The 13,884-nt window shown below is 71.8% G+C and carries 15 protein-coding genes, 1 tRNA gene and 2 pseudogenes; 6 read left to right on the top strand and 12 right to left on the bottom strand.

The genetic code is table 11. The annotated features are described in order from the left end of the window. Positions 1–20: 20 nt before the first annotated feature. The 4 genes and pseudogenes from ACZ6AQ_RS22360 (at position 21) to ACZ6AQ_RS22345 (ending at position 3,957) form a co-directional block, all read left to right on the top strand. Complete coding sequence (locus ACZ6AQ_RS22360) at positions 21–764, top strand: response regulator transcription factor (RefSeq protein WP_468761654.1); 744 nt, start codon at positions 21–23, stop codon at positions 762–764. Between the two features lie 78 nt (positions 765–842). Next, positions 843–1,112, top strand: a pseudogene (locus tag ACZ6AQ_RS22355) (two-component sensor histidine kinase); the annotation flags it as partial. A 512-nt stretch (positions 1,113–1,624) separates the two neighbouring features. Further along, complete coding sequence (locus ACZ6AQ_RS22350) at positions 1,625–3,154, top strand: MFS transporter (protein WP_468761652.1); 1,530 nt, start codon at positions 1,625–1,627, stop codon at positions 3,152–3,154. 35 nt (positions 3,155–3,189) lie between these two features. Further along, entirely contained in the window at positions 3,190–3,957 is a 768-nt protein-coding gene (locus tag ACZ6AQ_RS22345; RefSeq protein WP_468761650.1) for a TetR/AcrR family transcriptional regulator, read from the top strand. Between the two features lie 210 nt (positions 3,958–4,167). On the opposite strand, the pseudogene ACZ6AQ_RS22340 reads toward ACZ6AQ_RS22345, so the two are convergent. Then, a pseudogene (locus tag ACZ6AQ_RS22340) lies at positions 4,168–5,670 on the bottom strand (MDR family MFS transporter); the annotation flags it as partial. 112 nt (positions 5,671–5,782) lie between these two features. Continuing rightward, the gene (locus ACZ6AQ_RS22335; protein WP_468761648.1) at positions 5,783–6,226 is read right to left on the bottom strand and encodes a MarR family winged helix-turn-helix transcriptional regulator; all 444 of its coding nucleotides are present in this window, start codon (positions 6,224–6,226) and stop codon (positions 5,783–5,785) included. A gap of 199 nt (positions 6,227–6,425) precedes the next feature. Here ACZ6AQ_RS22335 and ACZ6AQ_RS22330 point away from each other — a divergent pair, with 199 nt between their 5' ends. Next, positions 6,426–6,656 (top strand): hypothetical protein, encoded by a 231-nt coding sequence (locus ACZ6AQ_RS22330; RefSeq protein WP_388690110.1) that lies wholly within the window; start codon positions 6,426–6,428, stop codon positions 6,654–6,656. Between the two features lie 196 nt (positions 6,657–6,852). On the opposite strand, the gene ACZ6AQ_RS22325 is transcribed toward ACZ6AQ_RS22330, so the two are convergent. The 8 genes from ACZ6AQ_RS22325 to ACZ6AQ_RS22290 form a co-directional block, all read right to left on the bottom strand. Then, positions 6,853–7,755: an RNA polymerase sigma factor SigF gene (locus ACZ6AQ_RS22325; protein WP_468761646.1), complete on the bottom strand. Its 903-nt coding sequence runs from the start codon at positions 7,753–7,755 to the stop codon at positions 6,853–6,855. A 233-nt stretch (positions 7,756–7,988) separates the two neighbouring features. Then, complete coding sequence (locus ACZ6AQ_RS22320) at positions 7,989–8,993, bottom strand: RNA polymerase sigma factor SigF (RefSeq protein WP_468761644.1); 1,005 nt, start codon at positions 8,991–8,993, stop codon at positions 7,989–7,991. 235 nt (positions 8,994–9,228) lie between these two features. Continuing rightward, complete coding sequence (locus ACZ6AQ_RS22315) at positions 9,229–9,522, bottom strand: Dabb family protein (RefSeq protein WP_388690106.1); 294 nt, start codon at positions 9,520–9,522, stop codon at positions 9,229–9,231. 9 nt (positions 9,523–9,531) lie between these two features. Beyond that, the gene (locus tag ACZ6AQ_RS22310; protein ID WP_468761642.1) at positions 9,532–9,696 is read right to left on the bottom strand and encodes a hypothetical protein; all 165 of its coding nucleotides are present in this window, start codon (positions 9,694–9,696) and stop codon (positions 9,532–9,534) included. Positions 9,697–10,105: 409 nt separating this feature from the next. Beyond that, positions 10,106–10,190: transfer RNA gene (locus ACZ6AQ_RS22305), tRNA-Ser, on the bottom strand. Positions 10,191–10,256: 66 nt separating this feature from the next. Continuing rightward, positions 10,257–10,685 carry a tRNA adenosine(34) deaminase TadA gene (tadA, locus tag ACZ6AQ_RS22300; protein ID WP_388690609.1) on the bottom strand — a complete coding sequence of 143 codons (429 nt, stop codon included), beginning with the start codon at positions 10,683–10,685 and terminating at the stop codon, positions 10,257–10,259. Between the two features lie 197 nt (positions 10,686–10,882). After that, positions 10,883–11,419, bottom strand: a complete 537-nt coding sequence (locus tag ACZ6AQ_RS22295; protein WP_468761640.1) for a tRNA adenosine deaminase-associated protein — start codon at positions 11,417–11,419, stop codon at positions 10,883–10,885. A 227-nt stretch (positions 11,420–11,646) separates the two neighbouring features. After that, the gene (locus tag ACZ6AQ_RS22290; protein WP_388690101.1) at positions 11,647–11,856 is read right to left on the bottom strand and encodes a hypothetical protein; all 210 of its coding nucleotides are present in this window, start codon (positions 11,854–11,856) and stop codon (positions 11,647–11,649) included. Positions 11,857–11,948: 92 nt separating this feature from the next. Between ACZ6AQ_RS22290 and upp the strand changes: the two genes are divergently transcribed. Then, positions 11,949–12,584: a uracil phosphoribosyltransferase gene (gene upp / locus ACZ6AQ_RS22285; protein ID WP_388690100.1), complete on the top strand. Its 636-nt coding sequence runs from the start codon at positions 11,949–11,951 to the stop codon at positions 12,582–12,584. Positions 12,585–12,711: 127 nt separating this feature from the next. Here upp and ACZ6AQ_RS22280 read toward each other — a convergent pair whose 3' ends face one another. Both ACZ6AQ_RS22280 and ACZ6AQ_RS22275 read right to left on the bottom strand, forming a co-directional pair. Continuing rightward, positions 12,712–13,341 (bottom strand): LytR C-terminal domain-containing protein, encoded by a 630-nt coding sequence (locus tag ACZ6AQ_RS22280; RefSeq protein ID WP_468761637.1) that lies wholly within the window; start codon positions 13,339–13,341, stop codon positions 12,712–12,714. 230 nt (positions 13,342–13,571) lie between these two features. After that, positions 13,572–13,868 (bottom strand): type II toxin-antitoxin system VapB family antitoxin, encoded by a 297-nt coding sequence (locus tag ACZ6AQ_RS22275; RefSeq protein WP_018101777.1) that lies wholly within the window; start codon positions 13,866–13,868, stop codon positions 13,572–13,574. Positions 13,869–13,884 lie beyond the last annotated feature (16 nt).

Genomic DNA, 13,884 nt, shown 5'->3' with positions numbered 1-13,884 from the left:
AGGCCGTCAGCGTGGGGCCCATGACCGTCACCCCCCACCGCACGAGCGCCCGGACCGACATGTTCCGCGCCGACGGGACCGCCCTCCGGGTCCTCGTCGTCGACGACGAGGCGTCGCTCACCGAACTGCTCTCCATGGTCCTGCGCTACGAGGGCTGGCAGGTCATGAGCGCCGGAGACGGAGCCACCGCCCTGCGCTCCGTGCGGGAGTTCCGGCCCGATGCCGTGGTCCTGGACATGACGCTGCCCGACGGTGACGGGCTGGGCCTGCTCGGGTCGATCCGGCGCGAGCTTCCCGACGTGCCGGTGCTCTTCCTGACGGCGAAGGACGCCATGGAGGACCGGATCGCCGGACTCACGGCGGGCGGCGACGACCACGTGACCAAGCCCTTCGGCCTGGAGGAGGTGGTGGCCCGGCTGCGCGGCCTCGTCCGTAGGTCCGGAGCCGCGCGGGTCCGCAGTGAGTCGCTGCTCACCGTCGGGGACCTGTCCCTCGACGAGGACAGCCACGAGGTCACCCGGGGCGGCGACCCGATCCACCTCACGGCGACGGAGTTCGAGCTGCTGCGCTACCTCATGCGCAATCCGCGCCGGGTGCTCAGCAAGGCGCAGATCCTCGACCGGGTCTGGTCGTACGACTTCGGCGGCCAGGCCAACGTCGTGGAGCTCTACATCTCCTATCTGCGCCGGAAGATCGACGCGGGCCGTTCCCCGATGATCCACACCCGGCGCGGAGCCGGATACCTCATCAAACCGGGGGAGTAGCGCCCGGTGCCACGCGGCGTACGGCGGCCGCGGTCGCCGCGGACCCGGCTCGTCGTGTCGGCGGTCACCGGTACCGTGCTCGTCCGGGTGGCCCTGCGCCCGCTGCGACGGGTCGCCGTCACCGCGCGCCGGGTCGCCCGTCTCCCCCTGCCCAGCGGGGAGGTGGCGCTCCCTCGGCGGGCGCCGGAGACGGGGGCCGATCCGCGCACGGAGGTCGGCCGGGTCGCCACGGCCCTCAACCGGATGCCCGACCACGTCCACTCGGCCCTCGACGCGCGCCGGCGGAGCGTGACGTGGGTCAGGCGGTTCGTCGCGGACGCCGGCCACGAGCTGCGCACCCCGCCCGCCGTCGCCGGGCCCCCGCCGCCGAGGTGCCCGAGGCGCCTGAGGTGCGCTCCGTACGCCTCGAACAGAAGGGGCACGGACAGGCCCCGCACGCGATGTGGCCGATGCCGGGCGCGCCCGCCCCCGCCCGCATGGGCGTCGATCCGTCCACCGACCCGAACGTGCCGCTCCCTCCGAACGCGCCGCTCCCCCTGATCGCACCGCTCGTCCCCGGCCACTCGGACCTGGCGGCCGGCTCCCGGCTCCCGGCCCACGCGTTCCTCGCGGGTGGTGCGCGCCCCGAAGCGGGAGGTCGTCTCCCGCGCGTCCCGCCTGATCCCGTGCTTTCGCTCACGACCCGGTTTCCGGACGCGCGGTGCGGGTGCGAGGCCGTACGGCGCGAGGTCGCCGAGCGGTCGCTCCCGATGGCCGAATCCCCTTCCGTACCGGCGCGAAATAATCCCTGTACGGCGTAAGAGAGCCCCTTGTACGGTGTACGAGAAGAAGCCCCGTACACCGTACAAGGAGTCCTGCCCATGACGGCGACGACCGCCGCGAACGAACCGACCGCCGTCCCAGGCGGCCATCCGCAGCGCTGGCTGATCCTCGGCGTCATCTGCCTGGCCCAGCTCACCGTGCTGCTCGACAACACCGTGCTCAGCGTCGCCATCCCGTCGCTGACCTCGGAACTCCACGCCTCCACCGCCGACATCCAGTGGATGATCAACGCGTACTCGCTCGTCCAGTCCGGTCTCCTCCTGACCGCCGGGAACGCCGCCGACCGCTACGGCCGCAAGAAGCTCCTCGCGGCCGGACTCGCGCTCTTCGGCCTCGGCTCGCTCGCGGCCGGACTCGCCGGTTCCACCGCCCAGCTGATCGCCGCCCGCGCGGGCATGGGCATCGGCGGCGCGCTGCTCATGACCACCACGCTCGCCGTCGTCATGCAGATCTTCGACGACACCGAGCGGGTCAAGGCCATCGCCCTGTGGGCCACCGTCGGTTCGCTCGGCTTCGCGGCCGGACCGCTGATCGGCGGGGTCCTCCTCAACCACTTCTGGTGGGGGATGATCTTCCTGATCAACATCCCGGTCGCGTTCGTCGGCCTGATCGCCGTCGTCAAGCTGGTTCCCGAGTCCAGGAACCCCCAGGGGGAGCGGCCCGACCTGATCGGCGCGCTGCTCTCCACCGTCGGCATGACCGCCGCCGTGTACGCGATCATCACCGGCCCCGAGCACGGCTGGACCTCCGCCGAGGTGCTGGTCCCGGCGGGCGTCGGCGTCGCCGTCCTCGCCGCCTTCGCCCGGTGGGAGCTGCGCGTTCCGTACCCGATGCTCGACATGCACTTCTTCCGCGACCGGAAGTTCGTCGGCGCCGTCGCCGGCGCGATCCTGGTCATGTTCGGCATGGGCGGCTCGCTCTTCCTGCTCACCCAGCACCTGCAGTTCGTCCTCGGCTACGAACCGCTGGAGGCCGGTCTGCGGATGGCCCCGCTCGCCCTGACCGTGGTCGCGCTCAACCTCACCGGTGTCGGCCCGCGGATCGTGATGAGGCTGGGCACCGCGCCCACCGTGGCCGTCGGCATGACCCTGGTCGCGGCCGGCCTCACCTCGATCGCCCTGATCGGCGGCGGTACGAACAGCAGTTACTGGGGCATGCTCCTGGGCCTCGTCCTGATGGGCATCGGCCTCGCGGTCTCCAACCCGGCCATGGCCAACGCCATCATGAGCGCCATCCCGCCGGAGAAGGCCGGGGTGGGCGCGGGCGTCAACGGGACCCTCGCCGAGTTCGGCAACGGCCTGGGTGTCGCCGTCCTCGGCGCCGTCCTCAACGCGCGCTTCGCCGCCCTCGTCACCGTCACCGCGACCTCGCTGCCCGCGGCCCTCGCGGCGGCCGGGAGCGACGCCCAGCGGGCGCAGATCTCCGACGCCTTCGCCTCCGGTCTCCAGACCAGCCAGCTGGTCGGCGCGGTCGCCGTCTTCGCGGGCGGCCTGCTCGCCGCGGCCCTGCTCGGCCGGGCCGAACGGGCGGAGAAGGCCGGGGCCGCACAGGGAGCGACGGCTGCCTAGCATGGTCACGAAGCACTGACAGACGGAGGAACGCGATGGTCAAGGCAGCCGACCGGGCCAAGAACCCGGCGCGTTCCAGCGTCTGGCTGGAGGACCGGTCCCCCCGTGCCGGAGGCGGCCCGGCCGGGCTCGACCGGGACCGGATCGTCGCCGCCGCGATCCGGATGCTCGACGAGGAGGGCCTGACCGGCCTGTCGATGCGCAAGCTCGCGTCCGAACTGGGCGTCACGGCCATGTCGCTCTACTGGTACGTGGACACCAAGGACGACATCATCGAGTACGCCGTGGACACCGCCTACGGGGAGATCGACCTCGCCGCGGTCGACGCCGCGGGCGGCTGGCGGGACCGGATCAGGGTGCTCGCCCTGGCCTACCGGCGGATGCTGGTCCGCCACCCGTGGATGGCGCCGTGCGCCGGCCAGTACCTGAACATCGGCCCGTGCGCGATCGCCGTCGGCGCCAAGATCCACGAGACGATCCGCGACACCGGCCTGCCGACGCACCGCTGTCCCAGCGCGATGTCGGCGGTCTTCCAGTTCGTGTACGGCTACGGGACGATCGAGTCGCAGTTCCAGCGGCGGGCGGCGGAGACCGGCATGTCGCAGGACGACTTCTACGGGGAGTCGATCAAGGCGCTCCGCGAGGAACCGCAGTTCGTGGAGGCGCTCGAACCGATGACGGAACTCCTCGACGAGCGCGCCTCGCACGGCACCGTCAGCGAGATCTGGGACCGCGACTTCGCCTACGCCCTCGACGTCCTGGTCGCCGGCATCGAGGTGATGGTGGCGCGGGAGCGGGAGTGAGGGCGGTACGAGGGCGGGCGCGACGGCGTCGCGGGGGACGGGCGCGCCGCGGAAACGGGAGAACGACGGAGCGGCGGGCCGTCCCCTGCCCGCCGCTCCGTACCCCACCCGGCCGCGCCTCCGCTCGAAGCGCGGCCGGGAGCTCTGTTACCGCCCCGTCTGCCCGGCGGCAGCGGTGGTGGTGGCGGTGGTGTCCGCCTTCACGTCGTCGCCCTTGTTGCTCTTGAGGGCGACCTCCTTGATGAAGAGCGTCACCACGAAGGCGAGCAGCGCGAACGGCGCCGAGTAGAGGAAGACGTCCGCGACGCCGTGTCCGTACGCGCTCTCCATGACCGTGCGGATCGGGGCCGGCAGCTTGTCCATGTCGGGGATGCCGCCGCCCGAACCGCCCTTGCCCAGGGCGCCCGCGGCCTTCGGGCCGAGTTCGGTCAGACCCTCCTTGACGTAGTCCGTGACCCGGTGGGCCATGACCGCGCCGAGCGCCGAGACGCCGATCGCGCCGCCCAGGGAGCGGAAGAAGGTGACGACGGAGGAGGCGGCGCCGAGGTCGGCGGGGGCCACCTGGTTCTGGGTGCAGAGCACCAGGTTCTGCATCATCATGCCGAGGCCGAGGCCCAGGACCGCCATGAAGATCGCGATGTGCCAGTACGCCGTGTCGTAACGGATCGTGCCGAGCAGGCCGAGGCCGCCGGCGGCCAGGGCGCCACCGCTGACCAGCCACGACTTCCACCTGCCGGTCTTGGTGATGACCAGGCCGGAGACGGTGGAGGAGACGAACAGACCGGCGATCATCGGGATGGTGAGGACGCCGGACATGGTCGGCGACTCGTTCCGCGCGAGCTGGAAGTACTGGCTGAAGAAGACCGTGCCGGCGAACATCGCGACGCCCACGAAGAGCGAGGCGAGCGAGGCCAGGGTGATCGTCCGGTTGCGGAACAGGCGGAGCGGGATGATCGGCTCGCTCGCCTTCGACTCGACGAGGAGGAAGAGCCCGCCGAGGGCGAGGGAGCCGAGGAGCATGGCGGCCGTCTGCCAGGACATCCAGTCGTACTTGTCGCCCGCGAAGGTGACCCAGACGAGCAGCAGGGAGACGGCGGCGCTCACGAAGAAGGCGCCGGCCCAGTCGACCTTGACCTGGCGCTTCACGACGGGGAGCTTCAGGGTCTTCTGCAGGACGATCAGGGCGATGACCGCGAAGGGCACGCCGACGTAGAAGCACCAGCGCCAGCCGAGCCACTCGGTGTCGGTGATGACGCCGCCGAGCAGCGGGCCGCCGACGGTGGCGACGGCGAAGGTCGCGCCGAGGTAACCGCTGTACCGGCCGCGCTCGCGCGGGGCGATCATCGCGGCCAGGATGATCTGGGAGAGGGCGGTGAGGCCGCCGACGCCGATGCCCTGGACGACACGGCAGGCGATGAGCATGCCGGAGCTCTGCGAGAGGCCGGCGACGACCGAGCCCGCGACGTAGATGATCAGGGCTATCTGGACGAGCAGCTTCTTGGAGAAGAGGTCGGCGAGCTTGCCCCAGAGCGGGGTGGTCGCGGTCATCGACAGGAGGGACGCGGTCACGACCCAGGTGTAGGCGGACTGACCGCCACCCAGGTCGGTGATGATCTGCGGCAGAGCGTTGGAGACGATCGTCGAGGAGAGAATGGCGACGAACATGCCCAGCAGCAGCCCGGACAGCGCCTCCATGATCTGCTTGTGCGTCATCGGGGCGCCGCCGGAGGCGGTGTCCCCCTCCTTGGCGCTTCCGCCGAGCACACCGGTGCCTGGTGTGGTGGTAGCCATCAACTTCCTTCGTTCTCGAGCGTGGTGGACGTTCTCAAGCGTGGTGGGCCCGGCAGTCCCCGAAGGAATCGCGGAGGCGGGCGAGCAGGGTGGTGAGCAGTTCGACGTCTTCGTCGGACCACCCCCCGAGGGTGCGGGTGAGCATGTCGGTCAGCCGTCGGTCGAGGACGGCGAGCATGGACTCGCCCGCCGGGGTCAGGCGGAGGATGCGGGAACGCCGGTCGGCGGGGTCGGGCAGTCGCTCGACCCACCCGCGCTCCACGGTGTGGGCCACGTGGCGGCTGCTGACCGACATGTCGACGGCCATCAGCTCGGACACGCGGCCCATCCGCATGTCGCCGTGGTGGTTCAGCAGGGCGAGGACGATCGCGGAGCCGCTGGGGCACTCGGCCGGCAGGGTCCGCGCGAGTCCGCGCTTCACCGCTCCGATGGCACTCACCTGGCGGGCGAGGTTCTCGTACCGATTTCCGCTGTCCATCGCGCACTCCACCGGGTTCTCCCCCTATGTTGTTGCTTAGGGCAACCATAGAGATGGATGGTTGCTCCAGGCAAACTAAATCGGTCAAATGGCGCTAAAGAATCGGCAAAGGCGGGTGAGAGGCGCCGGGCGGGCTGTCTGGGCCGGGGTGGGGGGACCGGGCTTGGGCCCTCACCCCGACTTCGCTAGGGTCCGGCCCATGACACACAACCCCCAAGCACCGTACGGCCAGGGTCAGGGCCAGGGCCCCGAGGGCTCCTTCGACCCCGCCGGCAACACCCAGATGTTCCGCGCCTTCGTCGACGAGGGGGCCCCGCAGCGGCAGCAACCGCAGGCCGTCGCCGCCTCGGGCCCCCGGGTCGGCCTGATCGCGGGCGTGGTCGCGGCCGTCGTCGTCCTCGCCGTCGTCGCCTGGCTGGCGTTCGGCTGACCGCTCCGTACGCGCGCCCCGTCCCGGCGCGGATGCCCGTCCCGGCGGCCGGTCTCGTCTTGGCGGGCCGGACCCGCCCCGGCGCGGATGTCCCGGCCCGGACGGCGGCGCACGGGCCGCGAACGGCCGGCGCCCCCCGAGGGGGACGCCGGCCGTTCGCGTTCCGGGCGGCCTCCGGGGCCGCGGGGCGAGGGCGTCAGTCGGAGATGAGGCCGTCGCGCAGCTGGGCGAGCGTGCGGGTGAGCAGGCGCGAGACGTGCATCTGGGAGATGCCGACCTCCTCGCCGATCTGCGACTGGGTCATGTTGGCGAAGAAGCGCAGCATGATGATCTGCCGCTCGCGGGGCGGCAGCTTGGCGAGCAGCGGCTTGAGCGACTCGCGGTACTCGACGCCTTCGAGCGCCGTGTCCTCGTACCCCAGGCGGTCCGCGAGGGAGCCCTCGCCGCCGTCGTCCTCGGGCGAGGGGGAGTCGAGCGAGGAGGCGGTGTACGCGTTGCCCACGGCGAGGCCGTCGACCACGTCCTCCTCCGACACGCCCAGCACGGCGGCGAGCTCGGCGACGGTCGGGGAGCGGTCGAGCTTCTGGGCGAGTTCGTCGCCGGCCTTGGTGAGGGCGAGGCGCAGCTCCTGGAGGCGGCGCGGGACCCGCACCGACCAGGAGGTGTCGCGGAAGAAGCGCTTGATCTCCCCGACGACCGTCGGCATCGCGAACGTCGGGAACTCCACGCCCCGCTCGCAGTCGAACCGGTCGATCGCCTTGATCAGGCCGATGGTGCCGACCTGGACGATGTCCTCCATCGGCTCGTTGCGGGAGCGGAAGCGGGCGGCCGCGTACCGGACGAGGGGGAGGTTGAGTTCGATGAGGGTGTCGCGGACGTAGGTCCGCTCCGGGCTGTCGGCGGTGGCGCCCTCGGCGTCCAGGGCGCGCAGCCGCAGGAAGAGGGAGCGGGAGAGGGTGCGGGTGTCGAGGGCGCCGGACGGCACGGCCACCGGGGGCGCGGTCGGCGCGCTTTCGGGCGCGGTCGGCGCGGTCGTCTGCGTGGGCACGGGAACGGGCGTGAGCGTGAGCACCTTGGAGCTGCCCAGTTCTGTGGACATGCCACCCCCTTGAGGTCGCGGACGGTCGCGGTGCCGCGACCGTCTGAGGAACGCAGCCACCACCTGAATACCGGCGGTGGGGCTGCGGCAAACGCGGTTCCAGCAGAATGTCACATGTCGGCAACACGCTGTAGTGACTTGTCGACACATCGAGTGTGCATATCCGCAGGAAACAAGGGGTGTGCGGCATTTGGGGAGCGGGGGAACTCTTCCGAGGGGTCTACCCGTTCCAGCTACGCTTCGATCCTGTTTGCGGACCTCAATCGTGCGAAGCTGCGGGCGAGGAGCCTTGACACGTGCATCTGGGAGACGCCGAGCTCCTGGCTGATCTGGGACTGGGTCAGATTGCTGTAGTAGCGCAGCATCAGGATGCGCTGCTCCCGTTCGGGCAGTTGTACGAGGAGGTGCCGGACCAGGTCCCGGTGCTCGACCCCGGCCAGGGCGGGGTCCTCGTAACCGAGCCGGTCGAGCAGTCCGGGCAGCCCGTCGCCCTCCTGCGCCGCCTCCAGGGAGGTGGCGTGGTACGAGCGCCCGGCCTCGATGCAGGCGAGCACCTCGTCCTCCCCGATCCGCAGCCGCTCCGCGATCTCGGCGGTCGTCGGGGAGCGGCCGTGGGCGGTCGTCAGGTCCTCGGTGGCGCCGTTCACCTGCACCCACAGCTCGTGCAGCCGGCGGGGCACGTGCACGGTCCGGACGTTGTCGCGGAAGTACCGCTTGATCTCGCCGACCACCGTCGGCATCGCGAACGTCGGGAACTGCACGCCCCGGTCCGGGTCGAAGCGGTCGATGGCGTTGATCAGGCCGATGGTGCCGACCTGGACGACGTCCTCCATCGGCTCGTTGCGGGAGCGGAAGCGGGCCGCCGCGTACCGCACGAGGGGCAGGTTGGCCTCGATGAGAGCGCCGCGCACCCGGTCGTGCTCGGGGGTGCCCGGCTCCAGGTTCTTGAGCTTGCCGAAGAGGACCTGGGTGAGGGCGCGGGTGTCGGCGCCGCGGGTGCTCTGGGGGCGTTGGCGCGGGGACGCCGGGGCCTGGGGGCGCGGAGGGGCGGAGGGCTCCGCAGCCGGGGGGTGCGGAGGGGCGGAGGGCTCCGCGGCCGGGGGGTGCGAAGGGGCGGGCGGCTCCGGGCCCCGGTCGCGCGGTCCGGAGGGCTCCGGCTCCCGGGGGCGCGCGGACTCCGGGCCGCCTGCCTCGTGCTGGGGCGGGACTTGAGGTGCTGTACTGGCCGGCACGTTCACGCCACCCCTTTGGCTGGTCCTGCGGGTCGACTGGGTTCAACTGGGCTCGACCGGGTCAACTACGGTCAACTCATCCGTCAAAAGCGGTCATAGCATCACAAGACATGTCCACTGTGTGCAAGCACCCCAAAACTACGTGTTGAGGGATTCAAACACCCGAAAACGTGACCGGGAACCCGCGAGGCCCCCCGCCGGAACGGCGGGGGGCCTCGTCGAACGCGCGCGGGCGCCGGAACTAGAAGGCGTAGTCCGCGATCACCCAGGTGGAGAACTCCCGCCATTGGGCGACACCCGCCTGGTGGGCGGGGTGCTCCAGATAGCGCTGGAGGGCGTCGGTGTCCTCGACGGCCGAGTTGATGGCGAAGTCGTACGCGATCGGCCGGTCCGTGATGTTCCAGTCGCACTCCCAGAACCGCAGCTCCGGGATCTGCTCCCCGAGCGCCCGGAACGCCTCGACGCCGGCGACGACGCGCGGCTCGTCACGGGAGACGCCCTCGTGGAGCTTGAAGAGGACCAGATGGCGGATCACGGAGGGCTCCTAGTTGATGAGTTCGGTCATGAACTGGCCGACCCCCTGGGCGGCGCCGGAAATGCCCTCGAACCCTACCTGGACCAGGTCGGCCGCCCGGGCCGGGGACGTGACGATCGTGTACAGCACAAAGACCACGACCGCGTACAGCGCGACCTTCTTCGCCTGCGCCATTCCAGCCCTCCCCTGTTCCCCCGCCGCACGACCGCGCCACTCTAACCGAGCCCCCGGGGACCAAGGGCCCGGAGACGGAGGACTTTTTCTGTCCGCCGAAAGGGTGACGGGCCCGCAGGATGGAGGACGAGCCCGGAGGGTCCGGCAGGAATCCGAAGGGCTCCCGGAACCGGCCCGCACCTCGGCGCCCGCGCCGCGGGGCTTCCCCTGACGGCGGCGCGGGTGTCCGGTGGACCGGTTCCCACCGGGGGAGCGGCTTGTCCCCCCGATGCCGCTCCCCCGACCGACCGGGGGGAAGGGCCCCGGTCCGCGTCCGCGCGGAGCCGGGGCCTTCCCGTACGGGGCGTCACCCCGCTTCCCGGGTACGCCGAAGGGCCCGGCGCAGATGCGCCGGGCCCTTCGATCGAAGCGGTAGCGGAGGGATTTGAACCCTCGGTGAGTTTCCCCACACTCGCTTTCGAGGCGAGCTCCTTCGGCCGCTCGGACACGCTACCGAGAGAGAGCTTAGCCGAAACTTCCGCAGCGATGAAATCCGTGTCCCGCCGCAGGTGGGGCGGGGGTCAGCGGGTGCGGAAGAAGGCCGTCAGCCGCTCCGCGCACTCGTCGCCGAGCACGCCGTGGATCACCTCGGGGCGGTGGTTGAGCCGCCGGTCCCGTACGAGGTCCCAGAGCGAACCGGCCGCACCCGCCTTCTCGTCCGGGGCCCCGAACACCACCCGCTCCACCCGCGACTGGACCAGGGCGCCCGCGCACATCACGCAGGGCTCCAGGGTCACGACCAGCGTGCAACCCGTGAGCCGCCACTCCCCGGTCGCCGCGGCCGCCCGGCGCAGGGCCAGGACCTCGGCGTGCGCGGTGGGGTCGCCGACCGCCTCCCGCTCGTTGTGCGCGCGGGCGAGGACCTTTCCGTCCGGCCCCAGGACGACCGCGCCGACCGGTACGTCGCCGGCCGGCACGGCCTCGTCGGCCTCGGCGAGGGCGAGCCGCATGGCGTCCCGCCAGGGATCCCGTACGGGGTCCCCCGAGGGGCCCCGTACGGAGTTCCCCGAGGAGTCCCGTACGGGACCGGCCTCCGGAGGGGACGACGGGGAGGCCGCCGGACCGGTCGCCGGAGGCACCGGCCGGCCGGCCGCGGGGCCGGGCACGGTGCCGTGCGGTGGGTCGGGGACAGGGACCGCCGGTGTCACTAGCGGACGGCCTCCAGGACCTCGGCGGCGCCCAGCGCGTCCGCGATCTCCGAGAGCGCGTCGGTCTCCAGGGCGAGGAGGTCGGCCGGCGCGAGGCCGAGGTCCGCCAGGATCAGCCGGTCGCCCACCGGAGCGGCCGGGACGGCCTCGGCGGCCACGGGGTCCGCCTCGTCGTCCTCGTCCCCGGCGGTTTCGACCGGCTCCCCGTCCTCCGTACCGTCCAGGTCCAGCGACTCCAGCGCGTCGACCAGGTCGTCCGGATCGTCACCGAGGATCTCCCGGGTGAGCATCTCCCCGTACGAGGAACGAGCGGCGGCGGCGGCGTCCGAGACGTAGATGCGGGGGTCTTCCTCACCCTCGATCCGCACGATCCCGAACCACGCGTCCTCCTGCTCGATGAAGACGATCACCGTGTCGTCGTCCGAGACCTCGCGGGCCAGCTCGGCCAGATCCGACAGACTCTCCACGTCGTCGAGCTCCGTGTCGCTCGCTTCCCACCCGTCTTCGGTGCGCGCGAGCAGTGCGGCGAAGTACACCTGACTCTCTCCCACTGATCAGAGGTGTGACGTTCCGGCGGCGCGGTCCTGAGCCCCGCCCTTCGGCATCGTGACAGAAACGGCGCCCCCAGGAGAGGTCTTCGGCTCTTGCGTCGTGCATCAGTCTGAACGACCCCACCGGCGGGCGGGCGTGCGACCCCGGCGCACTCGGGGGGCGCACGTCCGCCACCGGCCCGTTCCCGCCGACCGGGCGCGTTCGGGCGGCCTCACCAGCGGAAGGTCCGCATCCGCATCGCCTGGCGCATCCGGGCCGCGCGGGCGCGCCGCGGCTGCACGCGTTCGCGCAGCGCCTTGGCCTCGTTCAGCTCGCGCAGGAACTGGGCGCGGCGCCTGCGGCGCTCCGCGTCGGTCTCCGTCGCCGACCCCGGAGCCGCCCTCTCGGCGAGTCCTTCGGACGGTTCATGCTGGTCGGGCATCTGCCACACCACCCCATCGCCGGGTCCGTGTGCCCTCACCTTCCCCCAGTGGGGAGGGTCGATGCCAGTGCGGGGCGGGCTACTGTTGAGGCATGCGTCTCCACGTCGTCGACCACCCTCTGGTCGCCCACAAGCTCACCACCCTGCGCGACAAGCGCACGGATTCCGCGACCTTCCGCCGTCTCGCCGACGAACTGGTCACCCTGCTCGCCTACGAGGCCACCCGGGACGTGCGGACCGAGCAGGTCGACATCGAGACCCCCGTCACGGTCACGACCGGCGTGAAGCTGTCGCACCCGCGTCCGCTGGTGGTCCCGATCCTGCGCGCCGGTCTCGGCATGCTCGACGGCATGGTCCGGCTGCTCCCGACCGCCGAGGTCGGCTTCCTCGGCATGATCCGCAACGAGGAGACGCTGGAGGCGTCGACCTACGCCACGCGGATGCCGGAGGACCTCTCGGGCCGCCAGGTCTACGTCCTGGACCCGATGCTGGCGACCGGCGGCACGCTGGTCGCGGCGATCCAGGAGCTGATCAGGCGCGGCGCGGACGACGTGACCGCGGTCGTGCTCCTCGCCGCCCCGGAGGGCGTCGAGGTCATGGAGCGCGAGCTGGCGGGCACCCCCGTCACCGTCGTGACGGCCTCGGTGGACGAGCGCCTCAACGAGAACGGCTACATCGTCCCGGGCCTGGGCGACGCGGGCGACCGGATGTACGGCTCGGCCGAGTAGGGGCCGGCGGGAGGCCCCGGGCCGTACGGAACGCTTCGAGCGGCACGGGCTCCGGGGCCGTACGGCCCTCAGGCCGCACGGGTCCTTCGGGCCGGGCGGTCCTCCGGCGTCAGCACGTCTCGCGGCGTCAGCACTTCTTGACAGGGGCGGGCGCGGGCCTGGTCAGGGCGACCAGGGCCGCGTCCGCCGTCGTCTTCGGGGCCAGGCTCTTGAAGGCGGTTCCGATGATCAGGTCCACGTCCGCCGTGCCCCGGGCGTCCGTCTTGGTCGTGGCGCCCGCGAGCTGGGTGCCCAGGACGGGGAAGCCGCCCTTGGTGGCGGCGGGCGCGCCGAGGAGCAGTCCGGCGCCCGTGACCTTCTTGTCGTAGGCGGCGGGTGCGTTCCCCACCTTGCCGATCTTGAAGCCGCGTTTCCTGAGTTCGTCCGCGGTCGTCTTGGCGAGTCCGCTGCGCGGGGTCGCGTTGTAGACGTTCACCGTGATCTGCGCGGGCTTCGGCAGGACGGCGGCCGGTGCGGCGGTCGCCGTGGGGGCGGGCTTGCAGTCCGCCCGCTTCCCGGCCGCCGTCTTCGTGTCCCCGCCGCCGGAGAACACGTCGACGAGCTGGTACGTGCCCCAGCCGGCCGCGCCGAGCACGACCGCTGCGGCGGTGGACGCGAGGATGATCCTGCGCCGGCGGTGGGGGCGGCGCATGCGCGGGTAGACATCCCCCGTGATGCGGTACTTTCCGCCCATGCCGGGGGGAGTGAGCATGCTCATGAGCGCAGCGTAATGCCGCCTGTCGGGGTTGCCTACTTGATGATCATGTGATCGCGTCCGGATGGGGACGAACTGGCCCCGAAAGGGTCAGCGCCCGATACCCGGAGCGACGCTTCGGGACGGATCGTGACCGGCCCCGGTAACGCCCCTCGGGGGCCTGGCGAGGAGAGAGCGCGCCGGAGGGGACGCAGGCGGGAGGGAGTGACGGCCTGCCCCTCCCGGGGTGGTCCTCAGCCCAGTTCGAGGACGCGGGCGTGCAGCACCTGCCGCTGCTGGAGCGCCGCGCGGACGGCACGGTGGAGTCCGTCCTCGAGGTAGAGGTCGCCCTGCCACTTCACGACGTGCGCGAAGAGGTCGCCGTAGAAGGTGGAGTCCTCCGCGAGCAGGGTCTCCAGGTCCAGCTGGCCCTTGGTGGTGACCAGCTGGTCGAGGCGGACCGGGCGCGGGGCGACGTCCGCCCACTGCCGGGTGCTTTCCCGGCCGTGGTCGGGATACGGCTTTCCGTTTCCGATGCGCTTGAAGATCACACGGAAAGCCTACCGG

Source organism: Streptomyces sp. NPDC041191, assembly GCF_055591945.1.
The sequence above is the reverse complement of the archived record's forward strand: the minus strand, read 5'-3'. Positions and strand labels throughout refer to the sequence as shown.

Bases quoted from the DNA above. Each gene is read 5' to 3' on its own strand.
- ACZ6AQ_RS22360 (WP_468761654.1), top strand. From the start codon at position 21: ATGACCGTCACCCCCCACCGCACGAGCGCCCGGACCGACATGTTCCGC.
- ACZ6AQ_RS22350 (WP_468761652.1), top strand. From the start codon at position 1,625: ATGACGGCGACGACCGCCGCGAACGAACCGACCGCCGTCCCAGGCGGC.
- ACZ6AQ_RS22345 (WP_468761650.1), top strand. From the start codon at position 3,190: ATGGTCAAGGCAGCCGACCGGGCCAAGAACCCGGCGCGTTCCAGCGTC.
- ACZ6AQ_RS22335 (WP_468761648.1), bottom strand. From the start codon at position 6,226: ATGGACAGCGGAAATCGGTACGAGAACCTCGCCCGCCAGGTGAGTGCC.
- ACZ6AQ_RS22330 (WP_388690110.1), top strand. From the start codon at position 6,426: ATGACACACAACCCCCAAGCACCGTACGGCCAGGGTCAGGGCCAGGGC.
- ACZ6AQ_RS22325 (WP_468761646.1), bottom strand. From the start codon at position 7,755: ATGTCCACAGAACTGGGCAGCTCCAAGGTGCTCACGCTCACGCCCGTT.
- ACZ6AQ_RS22310 (WP_468761642.1), bottom strand. From the start codon at position 9,696: ATGGCGCAGGCGAAGAAGGTCGCGCTGTACGCGGTCGTGGTCTTTGTG.
- tadA (WP_388690609.1), bottom strand. From the start codon at position 10,685: ATGCGGCTCGCCCTCGCCGAGGCCGACGAGGCCGTGCCGGCCGGCGAC.
- ACZ6AQ_RS22290 (WP_388690101.1), bottom strand. From the start codon at position 11,856: ATGCCCGACCAGCATGAACCGTCCGAAGGACTCGCCGAGAGGGCGGCT.
- upp (WP_388690100.1), top strand. From the start codon at position 11,949: ATGCGTCTCCACGTCGTCGACCACCCTCTGGTCGCCCACAAGCTCACC.
- ACZ6AQ_RS22280 (WP_468761637.1), bottom strand. From the start codon at position 13,341: ATGAGCATGCTCACTCCCCCCGGCATGGGCGGAAAGTACCGCATCACG.